The 20880-nt window shown below is 69.9% G+C and carries 16 protein-coding genes and 1 pseudogene; 11 read left to right on the forward strand and 6 right to left on the reverse strand.

The genetic code is table 11. The annotated features are described in order from the left end of the window. The first annotated feature begins 20 nt into the window (after positions 1-20). The 3 genes from ACK8N7_RS25050 to ACK8N7_RS25060 are packed head-to-tail and all read left to right on the forward strand — an operon-like array spanning position 21 to position 4511. The gene (locus tag ACK8N7_RS25050) at positions 21-1607 is read left to right on the forward strand and encodes a glycosyltransferase family 4 protein (protein WP_500444203.1); all 1587 of its coding nucleotides are present in this window, start codon (positions 21-23) and stop codon (positions 1605-1607) included. Then, the gene (locus ACK8N7_RS25055; protein ID WP_500444204.1) at positions 1604-3223 is read left to right on the forward strand and encodes a glycosyltransferase family 2 protein; all 1620 of its coding nucleotides are present in this window, start codon (positions 1604-1606) and stop codon (positions 3221-3223) included. The genes ACK8N7_RS25050 and ACK8N7_RS25055 overlap by 4 nt, the downstream gene beginning before the upstream one ends. A 4-nt stretch (positions 3224-3227) precedes the next feature. Continuing rightward, the gene (locus ACK8N7_RS25060) at positions 3228-4511 is read left to right on the forward strand and encodes a nucleotide sugar dehydrogenase (protein ID WP_403208113.1); all 1284 of its coding nucleotides are present in this window, start codon (positions 3228-3230) and stop codon (positions 4509-4511) included. Between the two features lie 70 nt (positions 4512-4581). Here the strand turns inward: ACK8N7_RS25060 and ACK8N7_RS25065 are convergent, their stop codons facing one another. The 6 genes from ACK8N7_RS25065 to ACK8N7_RS25090 form a co-directional block, all read right to left on the reverse strand. Next, positions 4582-5769, reverse strand: coding sequence for an acyltransferase family protein (locus ACK8N7_RS25065; protein WP_403208115.1), 1188 nt, complete (start codon positions 5767-5769; stop codon positions 4582-4584). A 153-nt stretch (positions 5770-5922) separates the two neighbouring features. Then, entirely contained in the window at positions 5923-6525 is a 603-nt protein-coding gene (locus ACK8N7_RS25070; protein WP_403208117.1) for an acyltransferase, read from the reverse strand. 146 nt (positions 6526-6671) lie between these two features. Beyond that, entirely contained in the window at positions 6672-7253 is a 582-nt protein-coding gene (locus tag ACK8N7_RS25075) for a CHAP domain-containing protein (RefSeq protein ID WP_500444205.1), read from the reverse strand. Between the two features lie 14 nt (positions 7254-7267). Then, complete coding sequence (locus tag ACK8N7_RS25080) at positions 7268-7969, reverse strand: hypothetical protein (RefSeq protein ID WP_500444206.1); 702 nt, start codon at positions 7967-7969, stop codon at positions 7268-7270. A gap of 23 nt (positions 7970-7992) precedes the next feature. Next, positions 7993-8163 carry a hypothetical protein gene (locus tag ACK8N7_RS25085; RefSeq protein WP_403208123.1) on the reverse strand — a complete coding sequence of 57 codons (171 nt, stop codon included), beginning with the start codon at positions 8161-8163 and terminating at the stop codon, positions 7993-7995. A gap of 228 nt (positions 8164-8391) precedes the next feature. Beyond that, entirely contained in the window at positions 8392-8619 is a 228-nt protein-coding gene (locus ACK8N7_RS25090) for a hypothetical protein (protein ID WP_403208125.1), read from the reverse strand. A gap of 245 nt (positions 8620-8864) precedes the next feature. Here ACK8N7_RS25090 and ACK8N7_RS25095 point away from each other — a divergent pair. From ACK8N7_RS25095 to ACK8N7_RS25130, 8 genes and pseudogenes are all read left to right on the forward strand, one after another. After that, positions 8865-9793, forward strand: a pseudogene (locus tag ACK8N7_RS25095) (helix-turn-helix transcriptional regulator). A 252-nt stretch (positions 9794-10045) separates the two neighbouring features. Beyond that, positions 10046-10366 (forward strand): 50S ribosomal protein L21, encoded by a 321-nt coding sequence (gene rplU / locus ACK8N7_RS25100; protein WP_003969204.1) that lies wholly within the window; start codon positions 10046-10048, stop codon positions 10364-10366. A 14-nt stretch (positions 10367-10380) separates the two neighbouring features. Next, entirely contained in the window at positions 10381-10638 is a 258-nt protein-coding gene (gene rpmA / locus ACK8N7_RS25105; RefSeq protein ID WP_015608479.1) for a 50S ribosomal protein L27, read from the forward strand. Positions 10639-10781: 143 nt separating this feature from the next. Then, complete coding sequence (gene obgE / locus ACK8N7_RS25110) at positions 10782-12218, forward strand: GTPase ObgE (RefSeq protein ID WP_015608478.1); 1437 nt, start codon at positions 10782-10784, stop codon at positions 12216-12218. Positions 12219-12580: 362 nt separating this feature from the next. Beyond that, a complete protein-coding gene (locus tag ACK8N7_RS25115; protein WP_015608477.1) occupies positions 12581-14080 on the forward strand; it encodes a bifunctional cytidylyltransferase/SDR family oxidoreductase in 1500 nt (499 codons plus the stop codon). A gap of 227 nt (positions 14081-14307) precedes the next feature. Then, positions 14308-16431, forward strand: a complete 2124-nt coding sequence (locus tag ACK8N7_RS25120) for a hypothetical protein (protein ID WP_403208129.1) — start codon at positions 14308-14310, stop codon at positions 16429-16431. Between the two features lie 161 nt (positions 16432-16592). Then, positions 16593-17834, forward strand: coding sequence for a glycosyltransferase family 2 protein (locus tag ACK8N7_RS25125; protein ID WP_403208131.1), 1242 nt, complete (start codon positions 16593-16595; stop codon positions 17832-17834). A gap of 209 nt (positions 17835-18043) precedes the next feature. Then, positions 18044-20812, forward strand: a complete 2769-nt coding sequence (locus tag ACK8N7_RS25130; RefSeq protein WP_500444207.1) for a CDP-glycerol glycerophosphotransferase family protein — start codon at positions 18044-18046, stop codon at positions 20810-20812. Positions 20813-20880: the final 68 nt, after the last annotated feature.

A 20880-nucleotide genomic window follows, 5' to 3' on the forward strand; every position in this document is an offset into this window, starting at 1 on the left:
ACGGTCCAGAAAGGCTGTTGATGGAAGCGCAGGACATGCCGGACGGTGGGTCCGGCAAGGGCCGGGTCGTCATGCTGGTCGACAACAAGGTCGACGGCGACTCCCGGGTGCAGAAGGCCGCCGAGTCCATGGCCGCGGCCGGCTGGGACGTGACCCTGCTCGGCCTGGTGCGCAGCGGCAACGGGCGCAGCTGGAAGCTCGGGGACGCGCAGGTGCGGCTGCTGCAGCTGAAGACCCCCCTGGCCAAGCGGCACGCCGAGCGGCACCGCTCCTTGCTGCGCCGGCCGCTGGCCTACCCGCCGGGTCCCCTCGGGGCGTACCGGCGGCAGTGGGTGAAGGCGTGGCGGGCGGACGTCACGACCCGCCGTGCCGCGCTCAAGGTGGCTCCGCAGGCCGTGGGCTCCCCGCTGTTCCGCAAGTCCGAGAAGGCCCGTCTGGTCGTCGCCGGACCGGTCTCCCGGATCGTGCAGCGCTGGGTCGCCCTCCGCTCGAACCAGACGGCCGAGGCGCAGCGCGCCGGGCGTGCGCTGCGCGGTCCGCTGGACCGTGCGTTCACCGCGTTCTGGAAGGCGTCGAAGGGCAAGAGGGCCTGGCGCAGGCTCGAACCCGTCCTCTGGGACTACGAGCTGACGTACGGCAAGGAGATCGACGCCCTCAAGCCCGACCTCATCCACGCCAACGACTTCCGGATGCTCGGAGTGGGCGCCCGCGCCGCGATACGGGCGCGGGCCAAGGGTCGCCAGGTCAAGCTGGTGTGGGACGCCCACGAGTTCCTGCCCGGCGTACGCCCCTGGGAGGACAACGCCCACTGGATCCCGGGCAACACGGCGCACGAGAGCGAGTACGCCCCCTTCGCCGACGCCGTGGTCACCGTCTCCGAGGGGCTCGGCGACCTCCTGCGCGAACGCCACGGGCTCACCGAGCGGCCCACGGTCGTCCTCAACGCACCGGACCGCCCGGCCGAGCCGCGCGAGGACGAGGAGACCGAGCCCGTACCGGATCTCCGTGAGCTGTGCGGTATCGGCCCCGGAGTCCCGCTGGCCGTCTACAGCGGATCGCCCGGTCCCCAGCGCGGTCTCGGCGACATGGTCGAGGCGCTGCCCGCGCTCGACGGGGTGCACATGGCCCTGGTCGTCCCCCGGCCCGCGGCCGCGTACATCAAGGGGCTCCAGGCGAGGGCCGAGGAGCTCGGCGCGGGCGACCGGCTGCACGTCGTGCCGTACGTCCCGCACTGGCAGGTCGTCCGCTTCCTGTCGGCCGCCAACGTGGGCTGCATCCCGATCCACCACTGGCCGAACCACGAGATCGCCCTGATCACCAAGTTCTTCGAGTACTCGCATGCCAGGCTGCCCCTGGTGGTCAGCGATGTGAAGACCATGTCCGAGGTCGTCCGCTCCACCGGGCAGGGCGAGGTCTGTGTCGCCGAGGACGTGCCGGACCTGGTCCGGGCGATCAAGCAGGTCCTGGCCGACCCGGACCGCTACACCGCGGCCTACGACAAGCCGGGGATGCTCGACACCTGGACGTGGGAGGCCCAGGCCGAGGTACTGGACGGCCTGTACACGCGACTGCTTTCCGACGCGAAGAAGGCGGGCCCACGAGGATGAGTACCACTCCCGACGTCAGCGTCGTCGTCGCGGTCTACAACACGATGCCCTACCTGACGGAGTGCCTGAACTCCCTGGTCCGGCAGAGCATCGGGCTGGACCGGCTGGAGATCGTGGCGGTCGACGACGGGTCGACCGACGACAGCGGCGCCGAGCTCGACCGGTTCGCCGAGCGCTACCCGGGCGTCGTCAAGGTCCTCCACCAGGAGAACTCCGGCGGCCCGGCAGCGCCGAGCAACCGGGCGCTGGAGGTCGCGTCCGGCCGCTTCGTGTACTTCATCGGCTCGGACGACTACCTGGGTGACGAAGCCCTGGAGCGGATGGTCTCCTACGCCGACAAGCACGATTCGGACGTCGTGGTCGGCAAGATGGTGGGCACCAACGGCCGTTACGTCCACCAGAAGCTGTACGCGGAGACCTCGCCCGACATCAGCCTGTACGCGTCGAGCCTCCCGTTCACGCTGGCCAACACCAAGCTCTTCCGCCGTGAGCTGGTGGAGAAGCACAAGCTGCGGTTCCCGGAGGACATGCCGGTCGGCAGCGACCAGCCGTTCACCATCGAGGCGTGCGTCCGGGCCCGCAGGATCTCGGTCCTCGGCGACTACACGTACTACTACGCGGTCAAGCGCGGTGACGCGAGCAACATCACCTACCGGGCCGACCACCTGGCCCGGCTCCGGTGCGCCGCCAAGATCATGGACCACACGGCCGCGCTCATCGAGGCCGGACCGCAGCGCGACGCCGTCTTCAAGCGGCACTTCGAGTGGGAGCTGTCCAAGCTGCTGCTCGACGACTTCCCGGCCCTCCCGGTCGAGACCCGGCGGCAGATCTGCGAGGGTCTGGCCGTTCTGCTGGAGACCTACTTCACCGATGGCCTGCGCGATGCGACCGGAGTGAAGAGACGGGTCCGCTTCGGCCTCGCACAGCGCGGTGCCGTCGACGAGCTCACCCGCGCCATCGCGGACGAGACCGAGCACGGCGCTCCGCCCTTCCTCCTGGAGGGCGACCGCGCCTACGCGCCCTACCCGGGCTTCCGGGACACCGGGGTCGGCCTCGACGACCACTGGTACGAGGCGCGGGAGACGGTCGCGGGCAGGCTCGCGGCCGGTACGAAGCTGGAGTCGGCCGCCTGGGAGCAGGACGGGGAGGAGCTCGGTCTCGCCCTGAAGCTGCGGGTCGGTGTCACCGGCGACACCTCGTCGGCCGTCGTCGCCCTCGCCCAGGGCGCGCTGCCCGCCAGTGCCGACAAGCCGGGCGCCCGCAAGCTGCCCAAGGACGCCCTGCGCCCGAAGGCGGTCGGCGAGTTCACCCGGGAGCCCGCCGGGGACGGCGACGGCACCCTGCTGAGCGCCCGTATCCCGGTCGAGCCCGTCCGCGCCAAGCGGGGCGTACGCGTCTACGTCGACGTCGCGGGCATCACGTACGAGATCCCCGTCCGCACCGAGGGCCTGCCGATGCCGCTGGCCCGCCGGTGGGGACGGACCACCCCCCACCGTGTGGCGGCCGCCCCGAACGCGAAGGGGCGGCTCGTGATCACGACGGCCCCGCTGTGGGAACCGAAGCTTGGCGTGGGCGCACGGCTGCGCCGAACGCTTTCAAGGTCGAAGAGGAAGTAACCCGATGAACATCTGTGTAGTCGCGCTCGGCAAGATCGGGCTTCCGCTCGCCGTGCAGTTCGCCGCCAAGGGCCACAAGGTCATCGGCGCGGACGTCAACGAGAAGGTCGTCGAGCTGGTCAACGCGGCCACCGAGCCGTTCCCCGGCGAGCACGACCTGGACGTCAAGCTCAAGGAGACAGTCGGCGCCGGCCTGCTCTCCGCGACGACGGACACCACGGCCGCGGTCGCCGCGTCCGACGCCGTCGTGGTCGTCGTCCCGCTCTTCGTGGACACCGAGGGCACCCCGGACTTCGGCTGGATGGACTCCGCCACCAAGGCCATCGCCGCAGGCCTGAAGCCCGGCACCCTGGTCAGCTACGAGACCACGCTGCCCGTCGGCACGACACGTACCCGCTGGGCGCCGATGCTGGCCGAGGGCTCCGGCCTCACTCCGGGCGAGGACTTCCACCTGGTCTTCTCCCCGGAGCGGGTGCTGACCGGCCGGGTCTTCGCCGACCTGCGCCGCTACCCCAAGCTCGTCGGCGGCATCGACGAGGCGTCCGCCGCCGCGGGCGTCGCCTTCTACGAGGCCGTGCTCGACTTCGACGAGCGTGAGGACCTGCCCCGCCCCAACGGCGTCTGGGACCTCGGCACGGCGGAGGCCTCCGAGCTGGCGAAGCTCGCCGAGACCACCTACCGGGACGTCAACATCGGCCTGGCCAACCAGTTCGCCCGGTTCGCCGACCAGAACGACATCGACGTCAAGAAGGTCATCGAGGCCTGCAACAGCCAGCCCTACAGCCACATCCACCAGCCCGGTATCGCGGTCGGCGGCCACTGCATCCCGATCTACCCGCGGATGTACCTGTGGAACGACCCCGAGGCGACCGTCGTACGCGCGGCCCGCGAGGCCAACGCCGCGATGCCCGAGTACGCCGTCGACCTGCTGGCCGCGGCCTACGGCGACCTGGACGGCGTCGGGGTCCTGGTGCTGGGCGCCGCCTACCGCGGCGGCGTCAAGGAGACCGCGTTCTCCGGTGTCTTCGGTGTCGTCGAGGCGCTCAAGGCACGCGGCGCGGTGCCGTTCGTCTCGGACCCGATGTACACCGCCGAGGAGCTGACCGCCCACGGCCTGGTCCCGCACGAGAGCCAGGCCGTCACCGCGGCGATCCTCCAGGCCGACCACGCCGAGTACCGCGAGCTCGCCGCCGCCGACCTGCCGGACGTCCGCGTCCTGGTCGACGGCCGCCGCACGACGGACCCGGCGAAGTGGGCCGGCGTGCGCCGCGTCGTCATCGGCGGCTGACACCACCGCACAGCACCGAGCCCCCCGCCGTCGTCCGGTCGGGGGGCTCTCTGCCGTTGTGAGCCGGGTGTCAGTGACCCGTTCGGCCGGGCACCGGCGGACTCTCCTGCGTGCCGCGGTCCGCCCGGTCCCGCCCCTCCCGCGCGAGCCTGGCCCGCAGCCACCGCTGGGACGGCCGCTCGACCAGGTGGTGGAGGAGCCAGGCCGCCAGGACCATCGCCGCGACGGTGAGCAGCAGGGTCGGCCAGGCGCCCAGCGTTCCGTACACCGTGCGGATCATCGCCCAGCCGAGCTCCTCGTGCAGGAGGTAGAGCGGGTAGACCAGTGCCCCGGCGGTGGCGAACCAGCGCCACCCGACACGGTCCAGCTTGTGCAGGGCGACCGCCAGCACCAGCAGATAGAAGACGGTGACCAGCGCCAGCGCGATGTACGGGTCGCGGTCCATGCCCCGGTCGTGCCGGAGGCCGTCGGCATGCTGGACCAGATCGCTCTGCATGACCAGCCAGCCGGCGGCCAGCAGCCCCCACAGCTGGAGGTCCGGCCCGAAGCGGTACATCAGGTACATCGCGATGCCGCTGACGAACAGCGCGGTGTTCAGCGGCTGCGCGAAGATCCCGAGGATCGGCACCTGGTTCCCCGGCTGCTGCACCAGCACACTCGCCAGGAGCCACAGCCAGCAGAAGACCGAGACACGGCGGTAGTCGAGCCCCCGCCAGATCACCAGCAGGAAGATCAGATAGAAGGTGAGTTCGACCCACAGGGTCCAGTAGGCGCCCACCAGGTGCTGGGCGGAGAGCGGTACCTGGAGCATCGTCATGTTCGTCAGCGACTCACTGACGCTCGGCCCGGTGCGTGACCCGTCGGGCATGGCCCGCCAGACCGCGAAGGCGGCGAGCGCAGAGAACCAGTAGGCCGGGAAGAGCCGCAGGAAGCGAGCCCGTACGAACTGCCCCGGGGTGCGGTCCCACGCCGAGAGGCAGATGACGAAGCCGCTGATCAGGAAGAAGAGCTGGACGCCGTACGAACCGTACGAGGTCACGGGGAAGAGCCAGGGGAACAGCTCCTTGGGGTTGACCCCCCAGTTGGCCTTGGACGCCGCGTCCACCCCGGTGTAGTGGAACGCCAGGACGCTCAGCGCGGCGATCACCCGCAGGGCGTCCAGGGCGTACAGCCGCGGCGCGGCCGGCCGGGCGGAGCCGGGGCCGGCTTCACCGGGCGCAGCCGACTCTCTGGGAATCCGGACCTCGGTCTGGCTCATGGGGGCCTCGTTCGGCTTGCTCGGACGGTCACCGGACACACTAAGGGACCGGTTGTGGTGCCCATGGCAGAGCACCGAGTGCGCGACGGGCACGCTGCGGCCCGGCCGGAACCGGTCGCCCGGCCGGGCTCCTTCCCTGCGGCCCCGGTGGGCTCAGGCGGAGCGCTCCCCGAGGACCCCGTCCTTCTCCTCGTACACCGTCCCGCTCTGCGGGCACTCCCACACACCCGGCTCACCCTCGCGCGGCACCAGGCGCACGCCGCTGTGGCCCACCCAGCCGATCTGCCGGGCCGGTACACCTACGACCAGGGCGAAGTCCGGGACGTCCTTGGTCACCACGGCACCGGCCGCGACCATGGACCACCGGCCGATCCGCACCGGCGCGACACAGACCGAGCGCGCGCCGAGCGAGGCGCCCTCGGCGACCTTGACGCCCACGGCCTCCCAGTCGCCGCCGCGCTTCTGCTTGCCGTCGGGGTCCACCGAGCGCGGGTTGTGGTCGTTGGTGAGGACCACCGCAGGGCCGACGAAGACGCCGTCGCCGAGCTCGGCGGGCTCGTAGACGAGGGCGTAGTTCTGCAGCTTGACGTTGTTGCCGATGCGGACGCCGGTACCGACGTAGGCACCCCGCCCGACGACGCAGCCCTCTCCGAGCTTCGCTCCCTCACGGATCTGCGCCAGCTCCCAGACGCTGCTGCCTGCCCCGATCTCGGCGGTCTCGTCGACCTGGGCGGTGGGCTGGACCCTGTAGTTCACGTGCTGCGCCTTCCGGGAGGTGTCTGCTTGTCCGGCGAGCATACGGTCTTCCCGCCGGGCCCTCCCGCCTCCTGGGACGGGAGAAGTGGGAAACGGCTGTGCCTGCCCCGGCCCGGGGCAGGCACAGCCGTTTCCCGCCCGGTTCATCAGCCCTTCGGCGAGATGAAGGCGAGTGCCGGTCCGGCGCCGACGGGACTCGACGCGTTCGCCCAGTTGAACCAGCCGGTCTTCTGCACCTGCCGGCTCTCGCTGCCGCCGACCGTCTCGATCTGCTTGCCGTCGTCCGAGACGGCCACCACGATGTTCACGTGGTTGGCCTCGCCGTCGGTCAGGTTGTTGTCGGTGTCGAACAGCACCGCGTCACCGACCTTGGGGGAGCCCGTCCGGTACGTGTCGTGGCGCAGACCGTACTCGCGGAGGCTGATCGCCCGGGCGTCGAGCGCCGACGCACCGGTCACATGGTTGCCGGCCCAGATGTACTTCACGAACTCGGCGCACCAGGCGCGGCTGTGGTTGAAGTCGTAGTCGTTGAAGTTGTTCCCGACCTCGGCCTTGGCGTCCTTGGCGATGTCCTCAGCGAGCGTGCTCACCGACTTGCAGGTCACCTGGCCGAGTGCGGCGGACAGGAGCGTCTGGGTCCAGCCGGAGGCATCGACCGGGTCGTCGTGGTTGTAGGCGATGTCGTCGCCCTTGCCGTCGGAGATGTTGGCGTCCTTGTACCAGTACATGGCGCCGGTCTTGGCTATGCGGCCGTAGTAGTAGCCGCTGCCGGAGGAGACGACCTGGTCGAAGCCGGACCAGCCGGACTCCTTGAGGTCGTCCCGCTTCCAGGAACCACCGATGATCTTGTACGAGTGGAGCTTCCCGGCTTCGGTGGTGGCGAGGAGGCGGTCCTGGCCGGTGCTGGTGAGGGTTTTGAGGACGAAGCCGGTGCCGATTTCGGCGCGTTCGCCGATGTGCTGGCTGCCTGCGGGCTTGGCCTGGGAGACGGAGTACTGGAGGAGGGTGCCGTTGGTGGTGGTGCCGTAGAGGTGTCCGTAGCCGTCGTAGGTGAGCTTGTCGTGGTCCAGCCTGTGTCGACGATCTTCTTGATGGCGGAGACGGCGAGGGTTTCGTCGTTGGTCTGGACGTCGATGCGGTAGAGGGCGCCGGTGGTGGAGGTGACGAGGATGGTGTTGAAGTTGAGGGTGGCCATGGCCACGGGGGTGAAGCCGAGGTCGAGGCCGATGAGGGTTCTGACGCGGTTGCCGTTGCCGGGCGTGATGGCGGTGTAGGTGAGCCGGCCGTCGTCGAGGACGCCGTAGATGGAGCTGGTGCCCGTGCAGACCTGTTCGGCGGCCTGGGCGGTGCCCGTGCCTACGCCGACGGTGAGCATCCCGAGCGAAACCGCACCGGTGAGCAGTGCGCCGATGGTTCGCCTGGCGCTGGTGGACGTGGTCTTCATGATTTTCTCCCCGAGCCCGTTGATTACTGCCAGCTCATGTCGTTCGTCTGGGCGACCACGGGTGCACCGCCCTTGAATGCGGCGCTTGCCGCGCTGCTGTTTCCCGCCGACACGGTGAAAGCGATCACGGGGGCCACGAGAACCAGAGCGAGAACGGCGGCCCTGGCGGACTGGAGGTGATGGGTGATGCTCATGGCGGTGGCTGGCCCTTCAGCTGTGGTGGTCGGCGGAACGCAGTGACGAATGAGCCGTTCGAGCTGCTCCGTTGAGGTGCGGCTTCGTTCGGTGAGCACAGCTAAGCCGCAGTTCAGAGGGGTGCGGAAGAGATATCGCCTCGCCCGAAACGGCCGTGGACGCTTCTGTCCAGCACTCGTGGGAGAGGGGGGCCGTTCAGCCCGTGGGCCGGGGCGGCGGCCGGGCATTCACCCGCTGAGCAGCGGGGCGACGAGCGGTACCCCCACGCTCAGCAGCCGGGCGGCGGGCAGCGACGGATCCTCCAGCAGCCGGCGGCAGACCGTCGTCGCCCATTCCTCCGCCTGTGCCAGGGAATCCGAGACCAGGTAGAAGCCCAGGACGAAGTGACGGGGCGGCACGGGGTGGACCGAAAGGTGTTCGACGCGATCGGCCACGGTCAGTGCCGAACTGGTCAACTCGCCTATATCTTCGGGGACTTCCGATGGGCTGAGTACTTCGAAACGCGCGTGGACGAGGAACATGCCTTTCACCGTCGCCGGGAGGAGCTCCGCGATCGGGCCCTCGGCTCTGGACGCTTTGGGTCATGGCCTCATCAGGCCTGCTTCCGCGCGGGAAGCGGCCACATATGCGTCGGTCAATTGAAGTACCGGTGAAGATCCTGAGACGATCATGGTCGTACATATGTGTCACTGACACGGGGATGCGGATGTTGACCGAACTCGCGGCTGGCCTCGGCGCGTCGGAGGAGGCGGTGCGCAGGGCGCTGGACGAGCTCAGCGAGCTGGCCCTCGTACGGCCTTCCGCCGAGGGCACACGGGGCGGCTGCGGGCGGTGTCGCCGGACATCGGCATGGAGATCCTGATGGCCCGGAGGCAGGCCCAGCTGTCCGCGCAGAAGCAGCGGCTGGACGCTTCGAGGGCGGCGGTGCAGCTGATCGCGGAGTACGCCGAGCTGACCCCGGAGACCCGCCAGCCCGGCGTCGAGCAGCTCGTCGGACTGGACCGGATACGCGACCGGCTGGTCTCGCTGACCCACGGCACGAAGAAGGAAGTGCTGTCCTTCTCGCCCGATTCCGTACTGACGGAAGCCGCGATCGAAGCCTCGCGCCCCCTCAACGAGGAGCTCCTGGGCCGCGGGGTGCGCATGCGCACGATCTATCTCGACAGCGTCCGCAACAGCCCGCCCACCATCGAGCACGCGAACTGGCTGGCGCGCCTGGGGGGCGAGGTCCGGACCGCCGCCGTACTGCCGATCCGCATGCTCATCGTGGACGGATCCACCGCACTGATCCCCGTGAGCAGCGAGAACACCGCCGACGGTGCCTCCGTGCTGACCGGCGAAGGCATGCTCACCGCACTCCTCGCCCTCTTCGAGACCACCTGGGCGGCCGCTCATCCGCTCGCCGACGTCGCCCCCTGCGGGGCCGGCGGGCCCACCGCCCAGCAGTCGACGGCGATCCGGCTGCCGGCCGAGGGGCACACGGACGAAGCCATCGCCAGACGGCTCGGTGTGTCGCCGAGGACGGCCCGGCGGATCGCCAACGAACTCATGGAGCGGCTCTCCGCCCGCAGCCGCTTCGAGGCCGGGGTCCGCGCCGTACAGCACGGCTGGCTGTCGGCCCGCCTCTGAACCGGGGGAGGGGGCCCGGTGGCTTCACGGAGGTGCCCTCACCCCGGTTTGACCCCCACACCCCCGCCCCGTAACCTTGACCCTCGGTGTGTTTTCCGTACGCACCTACCCCTGAGCACATCCCTCCCGGTAACGGTCGGTGTTCGCGCCGTCCGCCAGGAGAGGCCGCTCATCCTTCCGGATCGCCCCGGGCCCCGGCCCGTGCGAGCGGCTGGCATCAGGGGATCCGTTCCGAGCGAGAGAGAGATCCGCGTGTACGCCATCGTGCGCAGCGGTGGTCGCCAGCACAAGGTTGCTGTCGGCGACATCGTTGAGGTTGACAAGATTTCCACTGCCAAGGTTGGCGACACGGTCGAGCTCTCGACCCTGCTCGTTGTCGACGGTGACGCGGTCACCAGCGACCCGTGGGTGCTGGACGGCATCAAGGTCACGGCTGAGATCGTGGACCACCACAAGGGCGCGAAGATCGACATCCTTCGCTACAAGAACAAGACCGGCTACCGCCGTCGCCAGGGTCACCGCCAGCAGTACACGGCGATCAAGGTCACCGGTATCCCCGCGGCTGCGAAGTAAGGGACTGAGAACACATGGCACACAAGAAGGGCGCATCTTCCACTCGGAACGGGCGCGATTCCAATGCTCAGCGGCTCGGCGTGAAGCGCTTCGGCGGTCAGGCCGTCAACGCCGGTGAGATCCTGGTCCGCCAGCGTGGCACCCACTTCCACCCGGGCACGGGCGTCGGCCGTGGCGGCGACGACACGCTGTTCGCGCTGACCGCCGGTGCGGTGGAGTTCGGTACGCACCGTGGCCGCAAGGTCGTGAACATCGTTCCGCTCGCCGTCTGATCTTTCGACGCGCGCAGAACGTCACACAGCACCTTCCGAGGGCGGATCTCAGCTTTCCCGGCAACCGGGGAAGCGGGTCCGCCCTCGGCGTGTTACGACAGAGACAATTCCGTATTTTCCTGCTGTACCTGGAGGCACCAACCATGACCACCTTCGTGGACCGCGTCGAGCTGCATGCCGCCGCGGGTAACGGAGGCCACGGCTGCGCCTCCGTACACCGTGAGAAGTTCAAGCCGCTGGGCGGCCCCGACGGGGGCAACGGCGGACGGGGCGGCGATGTGATCCTCGTCGTCGAGCAGTCCGTGACCACGCTCCTGGACTACCACCACAGCCCCCACCGCAAGGCCACCAACGGCCAGCCCGGCGCCGGCGACAACCGTTCCGGCAAGGACGGGCAGGACATGGTCCTGCCCGTGCCCGACGGCACCGTGGTCCTCGACAAGGCCGGGAACGTGCTCGCCGACCTCGTCGGCCAGGGCACCACCTTCATCGCCGGCCAGGGCGGCCGCGGCGGCCTCGGCAACGCGGCGCTGGCCTCCGCCCGCCGCAAGGCCCCCGGCTTCGCGCTGCTCGGTGAGCCCGGCGAGAGCCGGGACATCGTCCTGGAGCTCAAGACCGTCGCCGACGTGGCCCTCGTGGGGTACCCGAGCGCTGGCAAGTCCTCGCTGATCTCGGTGCTCTCCGCGGCCAAGCCGAAGATCGCGGACTACCCGTTCACCACGCTCGTCCCGAACCTCGGCGTCGTCACCGCCGGCTCGACGGTCTACACCGTCGCCGACGTCCCGGGTCTCATCCCCGGTGCCAGCCAGGGCAAGGGCCTCGGCCTGGAGTTCCTGCGCCACGTCGAGCGCTGCTCGGTGCTCGTGCACGTCCTGGACACCGCGACGCTGGAGTCCGACCGCGACCCCGTCTCCGACCTCGACATGATCGAGGAGGAGCTGCGGCTGTACGGCGGCCTGGACGACCGGCCCCGCATCGTCGCCCTCAACAAGATCGACATCCCGGACGGCCAAGACCTCGCCGACATGATCCGCCCCGACCTGGAAGCCCGCGGCTACCGCGTCTTCGAGGTCTCCGCGATCGCGCACAAGGGCCTCAACGAGCTCAGTTACGCGCTCGGCGGGATCATCGCCGAAGCGCGTGCCGCCAAGCCCAAGGAGGAGGCGACCCGCATCGTCATCCGTCCCAAGGCCGTCGACGACGCGGGCTTCACCGTCGCCGTGGACGACGAGGGCATCTACCGGGTGCGCGGCGAGAAGCCGGAGCGCTGGGTGCGCCAGACCGACTTCAACAACGACGAGGCCGTCGGCTACCTCGCGGACCGGCTCAACCGCCTCGGTGTCGAGGACGCCCTCATGAAGGCGGGCGCCCGGGCCGGCGACGGCGTGGCGATCGGACCCGAGGAGAACGCGGTCGTCTTCGACTGGGAGCCGACCGTGACGGCCGGCGCCGAGATGCTGGGCCGCCGAGGCGAGGACCACCGCCTGGAGGAGCCGCGCCCCGCCGCGCAGCGCCGCCGGGACCGCGACTCCGAGCGCGACGACGCGGAGAAGGAGTACGACGAGTTCGACCCCTTCTAGGGAGCACCTGCGGCAGGACTTCCAGGGAGCACCGCAGGACTTCCAGGCGGCACCGGAAAGCAGGACCGGACGGCTCGGCTCCGTATGGGGGCGGGCCGTCCGGTAGCCTCGGGCCCGGATGGCGGGCGGTCCGGCCGTTCCGGCGGTCACGCCGGCTGCCCGGGCCCGCGGATGTGCCGATTACGCAACACCTCTGTGGATTCGATCACCCCGCGTCGCGGCCCGCACCATCCAACCTCCCTGGCCAGAGGGTGAACTGCGGGTTTCCGCAGTGCGAGCGGCGGACGACGTCCACCTTGCGAGACGGTCACGGAGAGTGCGACCATCACACTGTTCCCCCGTCATAGCAAGGTAGGTCGTCTGTGTCTGTGCCGCACGAAGCCAAGCCCCGGACCACAGCGGTCGTGCTCGCCGGTGGTACCGGACAGCGCGTGGGACTGTCGATTCCCAAGCAGCTGCTGAAGATCGCCGGCAAGGCAGTCATCGAGCACACGCTGACCATCTTCCAGAACGCCGAGGACATCGACGATGTCATCGTGCTGATGGCGCCCGGCTTCGTGCCCGACGTCGAGAAGATCGTCGCCAAGGCGCAACTGACCAAGGTCACCCGGATCATCGAGGGCGGCACCACCCGCAACGAGACCACCGAGCGTGCCATCGCGGCCCTCGGCGAGGGCCTGGCCGAGGGCGAGGACCGCAATGTCCTCTTCCATGACGCGGTACGCCCCCTGCTGTCACAGCGTGTGATCAAGGACTGCGTCGACGCCCTCGACCGCTACCAGGCCGTCGACGTCGCCATCCCGTCCGCGGACACGATCATCGTGACCCGCACCCACGGCGAGGACGGGGAGTTCATCACCGAAGTCCCCGACCGCTCCCGGCTGCGCCGCGGCCAGACCCCGCAGGCGTTCAAGCTCTCCACAATCCGCAAGGCGTACCGGATCGCGGCGGGAGACCCCAACTTCCAGGCGACCGACGACTGTTCGGTGGTCCTCAAGTACCTCCCCGACGTGCCGATCTACGTGGTCGCGGGCGACGAGTACAACATGAAGGTCACCCAGCCGGTCGACGTCTTCATCACCGACAAGCTCTTCCAGCTCGCCTCCACCGCCGCCCCGCGCCAGGCCGACGAGGCCGCCTACCGCGAGCTGCTCTCCGGCAAGACCCTCGTCGTCTTCGGCGGTTCGTACGGGATCGGCGCCGACATCGCGACGCTGGCCGAGAGCTACGGCGCGAGCGTCTACGCACTGGGCCGCTCCACCACCGGTACGCACGTGGAGAACCCGGTCCACATCGACGAGGCGCTCTCCAAGGCGTACGCCGAGACCGGGCGCATCGACTACGTCATCAACACGGCGGGCGTCCTGCGCATCGGCAAGCTGGCCGAGACGGACAACACGACGATCCAGGAAGCCCTGAACGTCAACTACCTGGCCCCCGTCCAGATCGCCCGCGCCTCCTACAAGTACCTCGCCGAGACCCAGGGCCAGCTGCTGCTCTACACATCCAGCAGCTACACCCGGGGCCGCGCCGAGTACAGCCTCTACTCCTCCACCAAGGCCGCCATGGTCAACCTGACCCAGGCGCTCGCCGACGAGTGGGCGGGCGAGGGGATCCGGGTCAACTGCGTCAACCCGGAGCGGACCGCGACGCCGATGCGCACCAAGGCGTTCGGCCAGGAGCCGGAGGGCTCGCTGCTCTCCTCGGAGGCCGTGGCGCGCACATCGCTGGACGTGCTGCTCTCCGCGCTGACCGGTCATGTGATCGACGTACGGCAGCAGGACCCGACGGCCGAGGCCTCCGCGTCCTCCGGGTTCGAGCAGGCGCTGGCCTCCGTGCTGGACCGTCAAGAAGATGTGTAATAATTCTTGACAATTGTGCTTATACGGGCCTCTGTTATCGCTTAGCGCGATCGCAGAGGCCCGAATGCGTGAAGCCGCACCTTCACATTTCCCTCAATACGTGAATCAAACCGGCACCCCCCTGGAGCAGGTTCTTCGTGATTTCGACAGCCATTCGCCTGGCCCGTGTGGGCAGCAGGTCAGAACTGGCGGCAGCGTTGTTGATGGGGCTGGGATATCCCTGCGTCATGCTCGCCGCGCTCATTCCGAACGTCTGGTTCTTCGCGGCGGCCACGGCTGTCACGTATGCCGCGGACTGGTATCTGCACCAGCGGGGGAGCTATCTGGTCAACCGGCTCAACAAGGTGCGGGCCGGACTGCCCATCCGCTTCCTGCTGCGCCAGCTGATGGTCATCCTGCTGCTGGCCCGGCTGGACCTCGCCGAGGACCCGCTCTTCTACGCGGCGGTCGCCACCTTCCTGCTCTTCTACGGCCTGCAGGCCCCGCACGGCGCCCTGACGACCCTGATCCGGCTCCGCCGCACCATGCCGGTCGTCACCCGCAACGTCGACCTGCACGCCGTACGGATCCCCGACGCACCGCCGGGCACGCTGCTGCGCCGCTCCGCCGAGAAGATGCTGCACCTCGACATCCCGGCGGTGGCAGGCATCCTGATCGCCGCCGGGACCGGCGAGGACATCGTCGGCTTCGTCGGCGCCGCACTCACCCTGCTGCTGGCCCTGGCCTACCTCGCGGCGCTCGTCCCGTACATCCGCCGCGGCCGCCTGGTGCCCCCGGCCGCCGCTGTGCTCAAGGCCGTCGACACCTGGCTGCGCGAGTACCAGCCGACCGTGGTGCTCTACTTCTCCGGCTCCAACGAGTCCGCCTACCAGGGCAACATGTGGCTGGAGACCATGGCCCGGGTCGAGGGCCGGCCGCTGATCATCATGCGGGAGCGCGGTCTGGTCCCGCAGCTGTCCGAGACCTCCGTCCCGGTGCTCTGCGTCCCGGCGGGCACGCACCTGATGAACCTGGACCTCTCCACCGTCCGGGTCTGTCTGTATCCGGCCAACGTCGGCAAGAACATCCACATCCTGCGCGTGCCGACCATGAAGCACGTCTTCATCGGCCACGGCGACAGCGACAAGCTCGCCAGCGTCAACCCGTACTCCAAGGTCTACGACGAGGTCTGGACGGCCGGCCTGGCCGGCCGCGACCGCTACGCGCTGGCCGACGTGGGGATCCGGGACGAGGACATCGTCGAGGTCGGCCGCCCGCAGTTGGAGCCGATTCTGAGCTGGACGGGCGCCGTCAAGAACCCCATCCCGACCGTGCTGTACGCCCCCACCTGGGAGGGCTGGGACGACAACCCCGGCAACACCTCCCTGCTCCTGGCGGGCGAGAACATCGTGCGCCGGCTGCTCGCCGCCGACGACCCGGTCCGGATCATCTACAAGCCGCACCCCTTCACCGGCATCCGCAGCGGCAAGGCCAAGGGGGTCGACGCCCGGATCCGCGGGATGCTGGGGAAGGCGGCCGCCGAGCGCGCCGCCGAACCCCGCTGGGCGAAGGAGGCGGAGCGGGCAGCCGCCGCGCAGAGCGCCGCCAAGGCCGAGCTGGTGCGGATCGATGCCCGCCTCGCGGAGCTCGCGGCCGTGGGCCGCTCCGGCGGGGACGAGTCGGAGGAGTCGCGGGTCTCCCTCGCCGACCCCGCCCGCGAGGCGGAGACGGCGCAGCTGCGGGCTGCGTGGAACGACGCCTACTGGCGCTCCTTCGGCTGGTGGGAGCACCGTACGGTGATGGGGGCGCAGCCCAAGCTGTACGACTGCTTCAACGAGTCCGACGCCATGGTCTCGGACATCTCCAGCGTGGTCTCCGACTTCATCGCGAGCGGCAAGCCGTACGCGGTCACCGACTCCGCGGCGCTCGGCGCCGAGGAGTTCAAGCGGCAGAACACCGCCGTACGGGCCGCGGTCATCCTCTCCAACAGTGCCGAGGAGCTCGACGAGCTGCTGGCCGCGGTGGCCGACCCGGCGGCGGACGCGCTGGCGGAGGCCCGTCGCGAGCTGAAGACCTACCTCCTGGGGCCGGACGAACCGACCTCCATGGAACAGTTCAACGCCGCCGTACGGGCGCTCATGGCCAAGGCCGAGGCCCGCAACGCCGGTGCCGCCCAGCGGCTCGGCGACCAGCCCGTGGCCGTCCCGGACCGCGAGGCGGCCTCCAGCGGCGTCGGTACGGGCAGGCCGGAGGCGCTGGCCGAGGCCGGTGTCGCGGCGGACCCGGACGCGGTGGGCGGGGCCGAGGTCGAGGCCGAGGCGGCGGCAGCGGCGGAGGCCACGGTCACCGAGGGGACCTCGGCCGCGCGCTGAGGCGTACAACTGATCGAACTGGCTGAAAGTCACGCAACCCCGACGGCGACCCGTACGTCTCTCCTCAGGGAGGGGATGTGCGGGTCGTTCGGCATGTCGATGCATAGAGAGTGCAGAGTCGGGCAATCTGCCCTCTTTCGTGATCAAATCGACGGGTGCACATGGCCGACATGCCCAGGACGAACCACGAGCCCGATGTCAGTGTGATCATCGGAGCGTATGAAGCGATGCCCTACCTGATCCGGTGTCTGGAGTCCGTGGAGGCACAGACGATCGGCGCCGGACGCCTGGAGATCGTCGCGGTCGACGACGGCTCCACGGACGGTACGGGTGAGTACCTGGAGGAGTTCGCCGCCCGGACGGCGATCCCCACGCGCGTCGTCCGCCAGGTCAATTCCGGCGGCCCCAGCGGCCCGCGGAATCTCGGCCTGAAGCTCGCCCGCGGCCGGTACGTCTTCTTCCTCGACGCCGACGACTATTTCGGCGAGGAGGCCCTGGAACGCATGGTCGCCATGGGCGACCGGGCGGGCACGGACGTGGTGCTCGGAAAGATCGTCGGCGTCAATCGCGGTGCGGCGAAGTCGATGTGGAAAGAGACCGTCGAGCGCGCCGACCTCTATACATCCAACATCAAATTCACGCTGAGCGCCCAGAAGCTGTTCCGGCGCGACCTCCTCGTACGCCTCGGCATGGCCTTCGACGAGAAGCTGAAGACGGGCGAGGACGCCCTGTTCACCATGGAGGCGTACCTGCGCGGCAACGGCGTCTCCGTCGTCGCCGACTACACCTGCTACTACCTGGTCGGCCGCGAGGACCGCAACCAGATGACCAAGAAGGGCGGCTACCAGCGGCGGTTCGACTCCGCCCGCGCCCTCATGGGGCTCATCGCCGACCTGGCGCCCGCGGGCCCGCGCAGGGACTCGCTGATGGTGCGTCCGTTCGTCATCACGCTGCTGCCCCAGTTCGGCCCCGGACTGGTGAAACAGTCCGACGCCGTACGCCGGAAGAAGATGGCGCTCGCCGCCCCCCTGATGGACGCCCACTGGACACCGGAGCTCGGCCGCCGGCTCAAGGTCCACGAGCGGCTGCGGCTCACCGCTCTCGCCGCAGGACGGCTGGACCTGCTGCTCGACATCGCGGCCTTCCTGCGCGACAAGAAGGAGCCCGAGGTGATCCGCCGGGGCGACCGGATCCTCCTGGCCTACCCGCACTACGACGAGGCGGCGAAGGACTCCGTACTCCCCGAGCACGCCTACGAGGTGGCCGTCACCGAATGGGTCGGCGGCCGGCGCATCGAGCCCCCGCAGCGGAAGCCGCACGTGTCCTTCGCCCGCCGGGTGGTCCGCAAGGCCCGCCGTACGGTGCTGAGTGCCCTGCGCGCCCCCCGCGCGCACCGCGTCTGACCGACCGGCCCCGCGGGCCGCGCCACCGTCCCGGCGAGGGCCCGGCGAGGACCCGGGGCGGGCCTGGCAAGAGCCCGGGCCGGGTCGATCCTGTGATTGGCCTCACGCCATACTGGGGTGCAACCATGAGACCGTTGTAGGCGTCTCATTTACGCCCCGTCTTCCAGGGGTTCATCATCTGCACGTCCCCCCGGAAAGGCCCTCCCCTCGTGGCGTCCCTCGAAGCGATCCCCGAAGAGCTCAGCCGGCTCATGAAGTACTTCCCGGAGACCCCGGCCGAGGAGCGCCCCGCTTTCCACAGCGCCGCCAAGGACTTCCTGGACCGGGCGGCCCCCAAGATCGTCCGGCAGTTCTCCCCGATGGCCCGGGTCAAGTGGCACCTGGCGGCCAGCGGACGCGGCGAGGAGCTGGCGGGCCTGCTCCACTACGAGCGGGAGAACCCGGGAGCCTTCGCCGTGAAGGGCCTGCGGCGTGCCCGTATCGAGCTGCCCGGCATCGAGAGCTCCTCGCTGCCGTCCTCGGTGCGCAACTTCAACCGCAGCGAACTCCCCGTACGCGGCAAGCTCCTGGACCTCGTCTGGGAGGACGGCAAGCTCGTCGTCAAGGGCTACGCCTACATCCCCAACGTTCCCTCGGCCACCGGCAAGCGCTCCCTGCGCGTCGCCGTGCTGCGCCGCCAGGGCAGCCGCTCCGCCCTCCCGCTGCGCCTGCGCACGGTCGAGGAGCCCCGCGCCACGACCGAGGCCAAGGGCGCTCTGCACAACTACGACTGGTCGGGCTTCGAGATCGGCATCGACCCGGGCCGGCTCCGCGTGCGCGGCCAGTGGCAGTCGGGCACCTGGCGCCTGGGCGTCGGCATCCCGCGCCCCGGCGGCATGTCCGTGGGCAGCATCACGAAGAACAACGCGGGCTCGGCGGGCCACAGCTACACCCGCGTCCTGGACGACGGCGTCCGGCTCGTCGCCGGCTTCGACCGCAACCGGCTCAAACTCACCGTGGACGTCGTCCCCGCCGAGATCGAGTCCCAGGAATCCGACGGCGACACCCTCACCGTCACCCTCCGCTCCCAGGTGACGGCCCCCGCGGGCAAGTTCCCCACCGCGCTGCGCATCGACCACGAGCCGAGCGGCTTCGCCACCGACCTGCCGCTGAAGCAGACCGGCACCGGCGACGACGGCTGGCTCCGCCACACCGCGAAGCTGCCCCTCGCCGACCTCCCCACCGACGGTGTCACCCCCGGCAAGCCCCGCAAGTACCGCGCGCTCATCGTCTTCGCCGACGGCACCACCCGCCGCGCCACCAACGGCGAGAAGCTGCGGACCGACGTCCACCCGCTGCCCGACGGGCGCGAGCTGGCCGTCCTCACCGACGGCGCAGGGAACTTCACCCCGCAGCTGCGGACCGTCCAGCCCGTCGTCGACAGCGTCCGCTGGAGCGCCGACGGCGAGCTGGAGCTCGCCGGCTCCTACGCCGGCCCGGCCGAGCAGATGAAGATGGTCCTGCGCCACACCGGCCGCAACGAGGACCGCCCGCTGCCCGTCGAGTTCGCGGACGGCCGCTTCACCGCCCGCCTGCGCCCGGACACCATGGAGACCTACGAGGGCACCGTGCCGCTGCGCGCCGGCCGCTGGATGCCGCGCCTGCGCCTGCGCAGCGAGTGGGACCACACCCGCGACCTCCCCGTCACGATCCGCCCCGACCTCGTCTCCGTACTGCCGCTCTCCCACCGGGGCGAGCACCGCACGTACACCGTGGAGCGCCTCGACTTCGACCGGATCTTCGTGGAGTCCGGCCCGGTCATCGGCCCCGAGCTGCGCGGCGCCTACCGCCAGCGCCTCATGCGTGACGTCTACACCCCCGAGCAGCGCAAGCTGCCGCTGCGCGAGGCCGTGCTCTACAACAGCTTCGGCGGCAAGCAATTCTCCGACTCGCCCCGCGCGGTCTACGAGGAGCTCAAGCGCCGCGGCACCGACGTCGAGCACATCGCGATGGTCCACGACCAGCAGGTCGTCCTGCCGCCCGGCGTCCGCGGCGTCGAGTGGGGCAGCAAGGAGTGGTACGAGGCGCTGGCCCGCAGCCGGTACGTCGTCACCAACGGCGGCATCCGCGAGTGGTTCGTCCGCCGGGAGGGCCAGGTCGTCGTCCAGACCTGGCACGGCACCCCGCTCAAGCGCATCGGCGCCGACCTCCTCGGCACCCCGAAGGCGAACCTGGCCTACATCGCGAGCCTCCCGCAGCGCTCGCGCCAGTACAGCCTGTTCATCACGCCGAACGCCTTCACCACCCCGATCATGACCAACTCCTTCCGCCTCCAGTGCGAGGTGCTGGAAGCGGGCTACCCGCGCAACGACGTCTTCCACGCCCCCGACCGCGTCAAGCGCGCCGCGGCCGTACGGGAGAAGCTCGGCATCCCCGCGGGCAAGAAGGTCGTGCTGTACGCGCCCACCTGGCGCGACGACCAGCGCTACGGCGGCCGCCGCTTCAAGCTGGACAACCAGATCGACGTCGAGGCCGCGAGGCGCGAGCTCGGCGAGGACCACGTGCTGCTCTACCGCAAGCACCACAAGGTCCTCGACTCCATCCCCGGCGCCGGACAGGGCTTCGTCTACGACGTCACGTACTACCCGGACATCGCCGACCTCTACCTGATCGCCGACGTGCTGATCACGGACTACTCCTCGGTGCTGTTCGACTTCGCCCACTCCGGGCGGCCGATGCTCTTCTTCACGTACGACCTGGAGCACTACCGCGACACCCTGCGCGGCTTCTACTTCGACTTCACCTCCCGCGCCCCGGGACCGCTGATCAAGACCTCCGAGGACCTGGTCTCCGCGATCCGGAACATCGACGAGGTGAGCGAGGAGTACAAGGAGAAGTACGCCCAGTTCCGGGTCGACTTCTGCGAACCCTCCGACGGCCGCGCCGCCGCCCGGGTCGTCGACCGGATGCTCGCCGTCAAGGACGAGCAGCAGGGCTGAGCCACCCCGGCCGCCCCACGGCTGTCCACCGGGCGAAACCGGCAGGCAGCGGGGGCGGCCGCTCGCGT

Origin of the sequence: Streptomyces griseobrunneus, assembly GCF_046713465.1 — a bacterium.
In the GTDB taxonomy this organism is placed as follows: domain Bacteria; phylum Actinomycetota; class Actinomycetes; order Streptomycetales; family Streptomycetaceae; genus Streptomyces; species Streptomyces microflavus.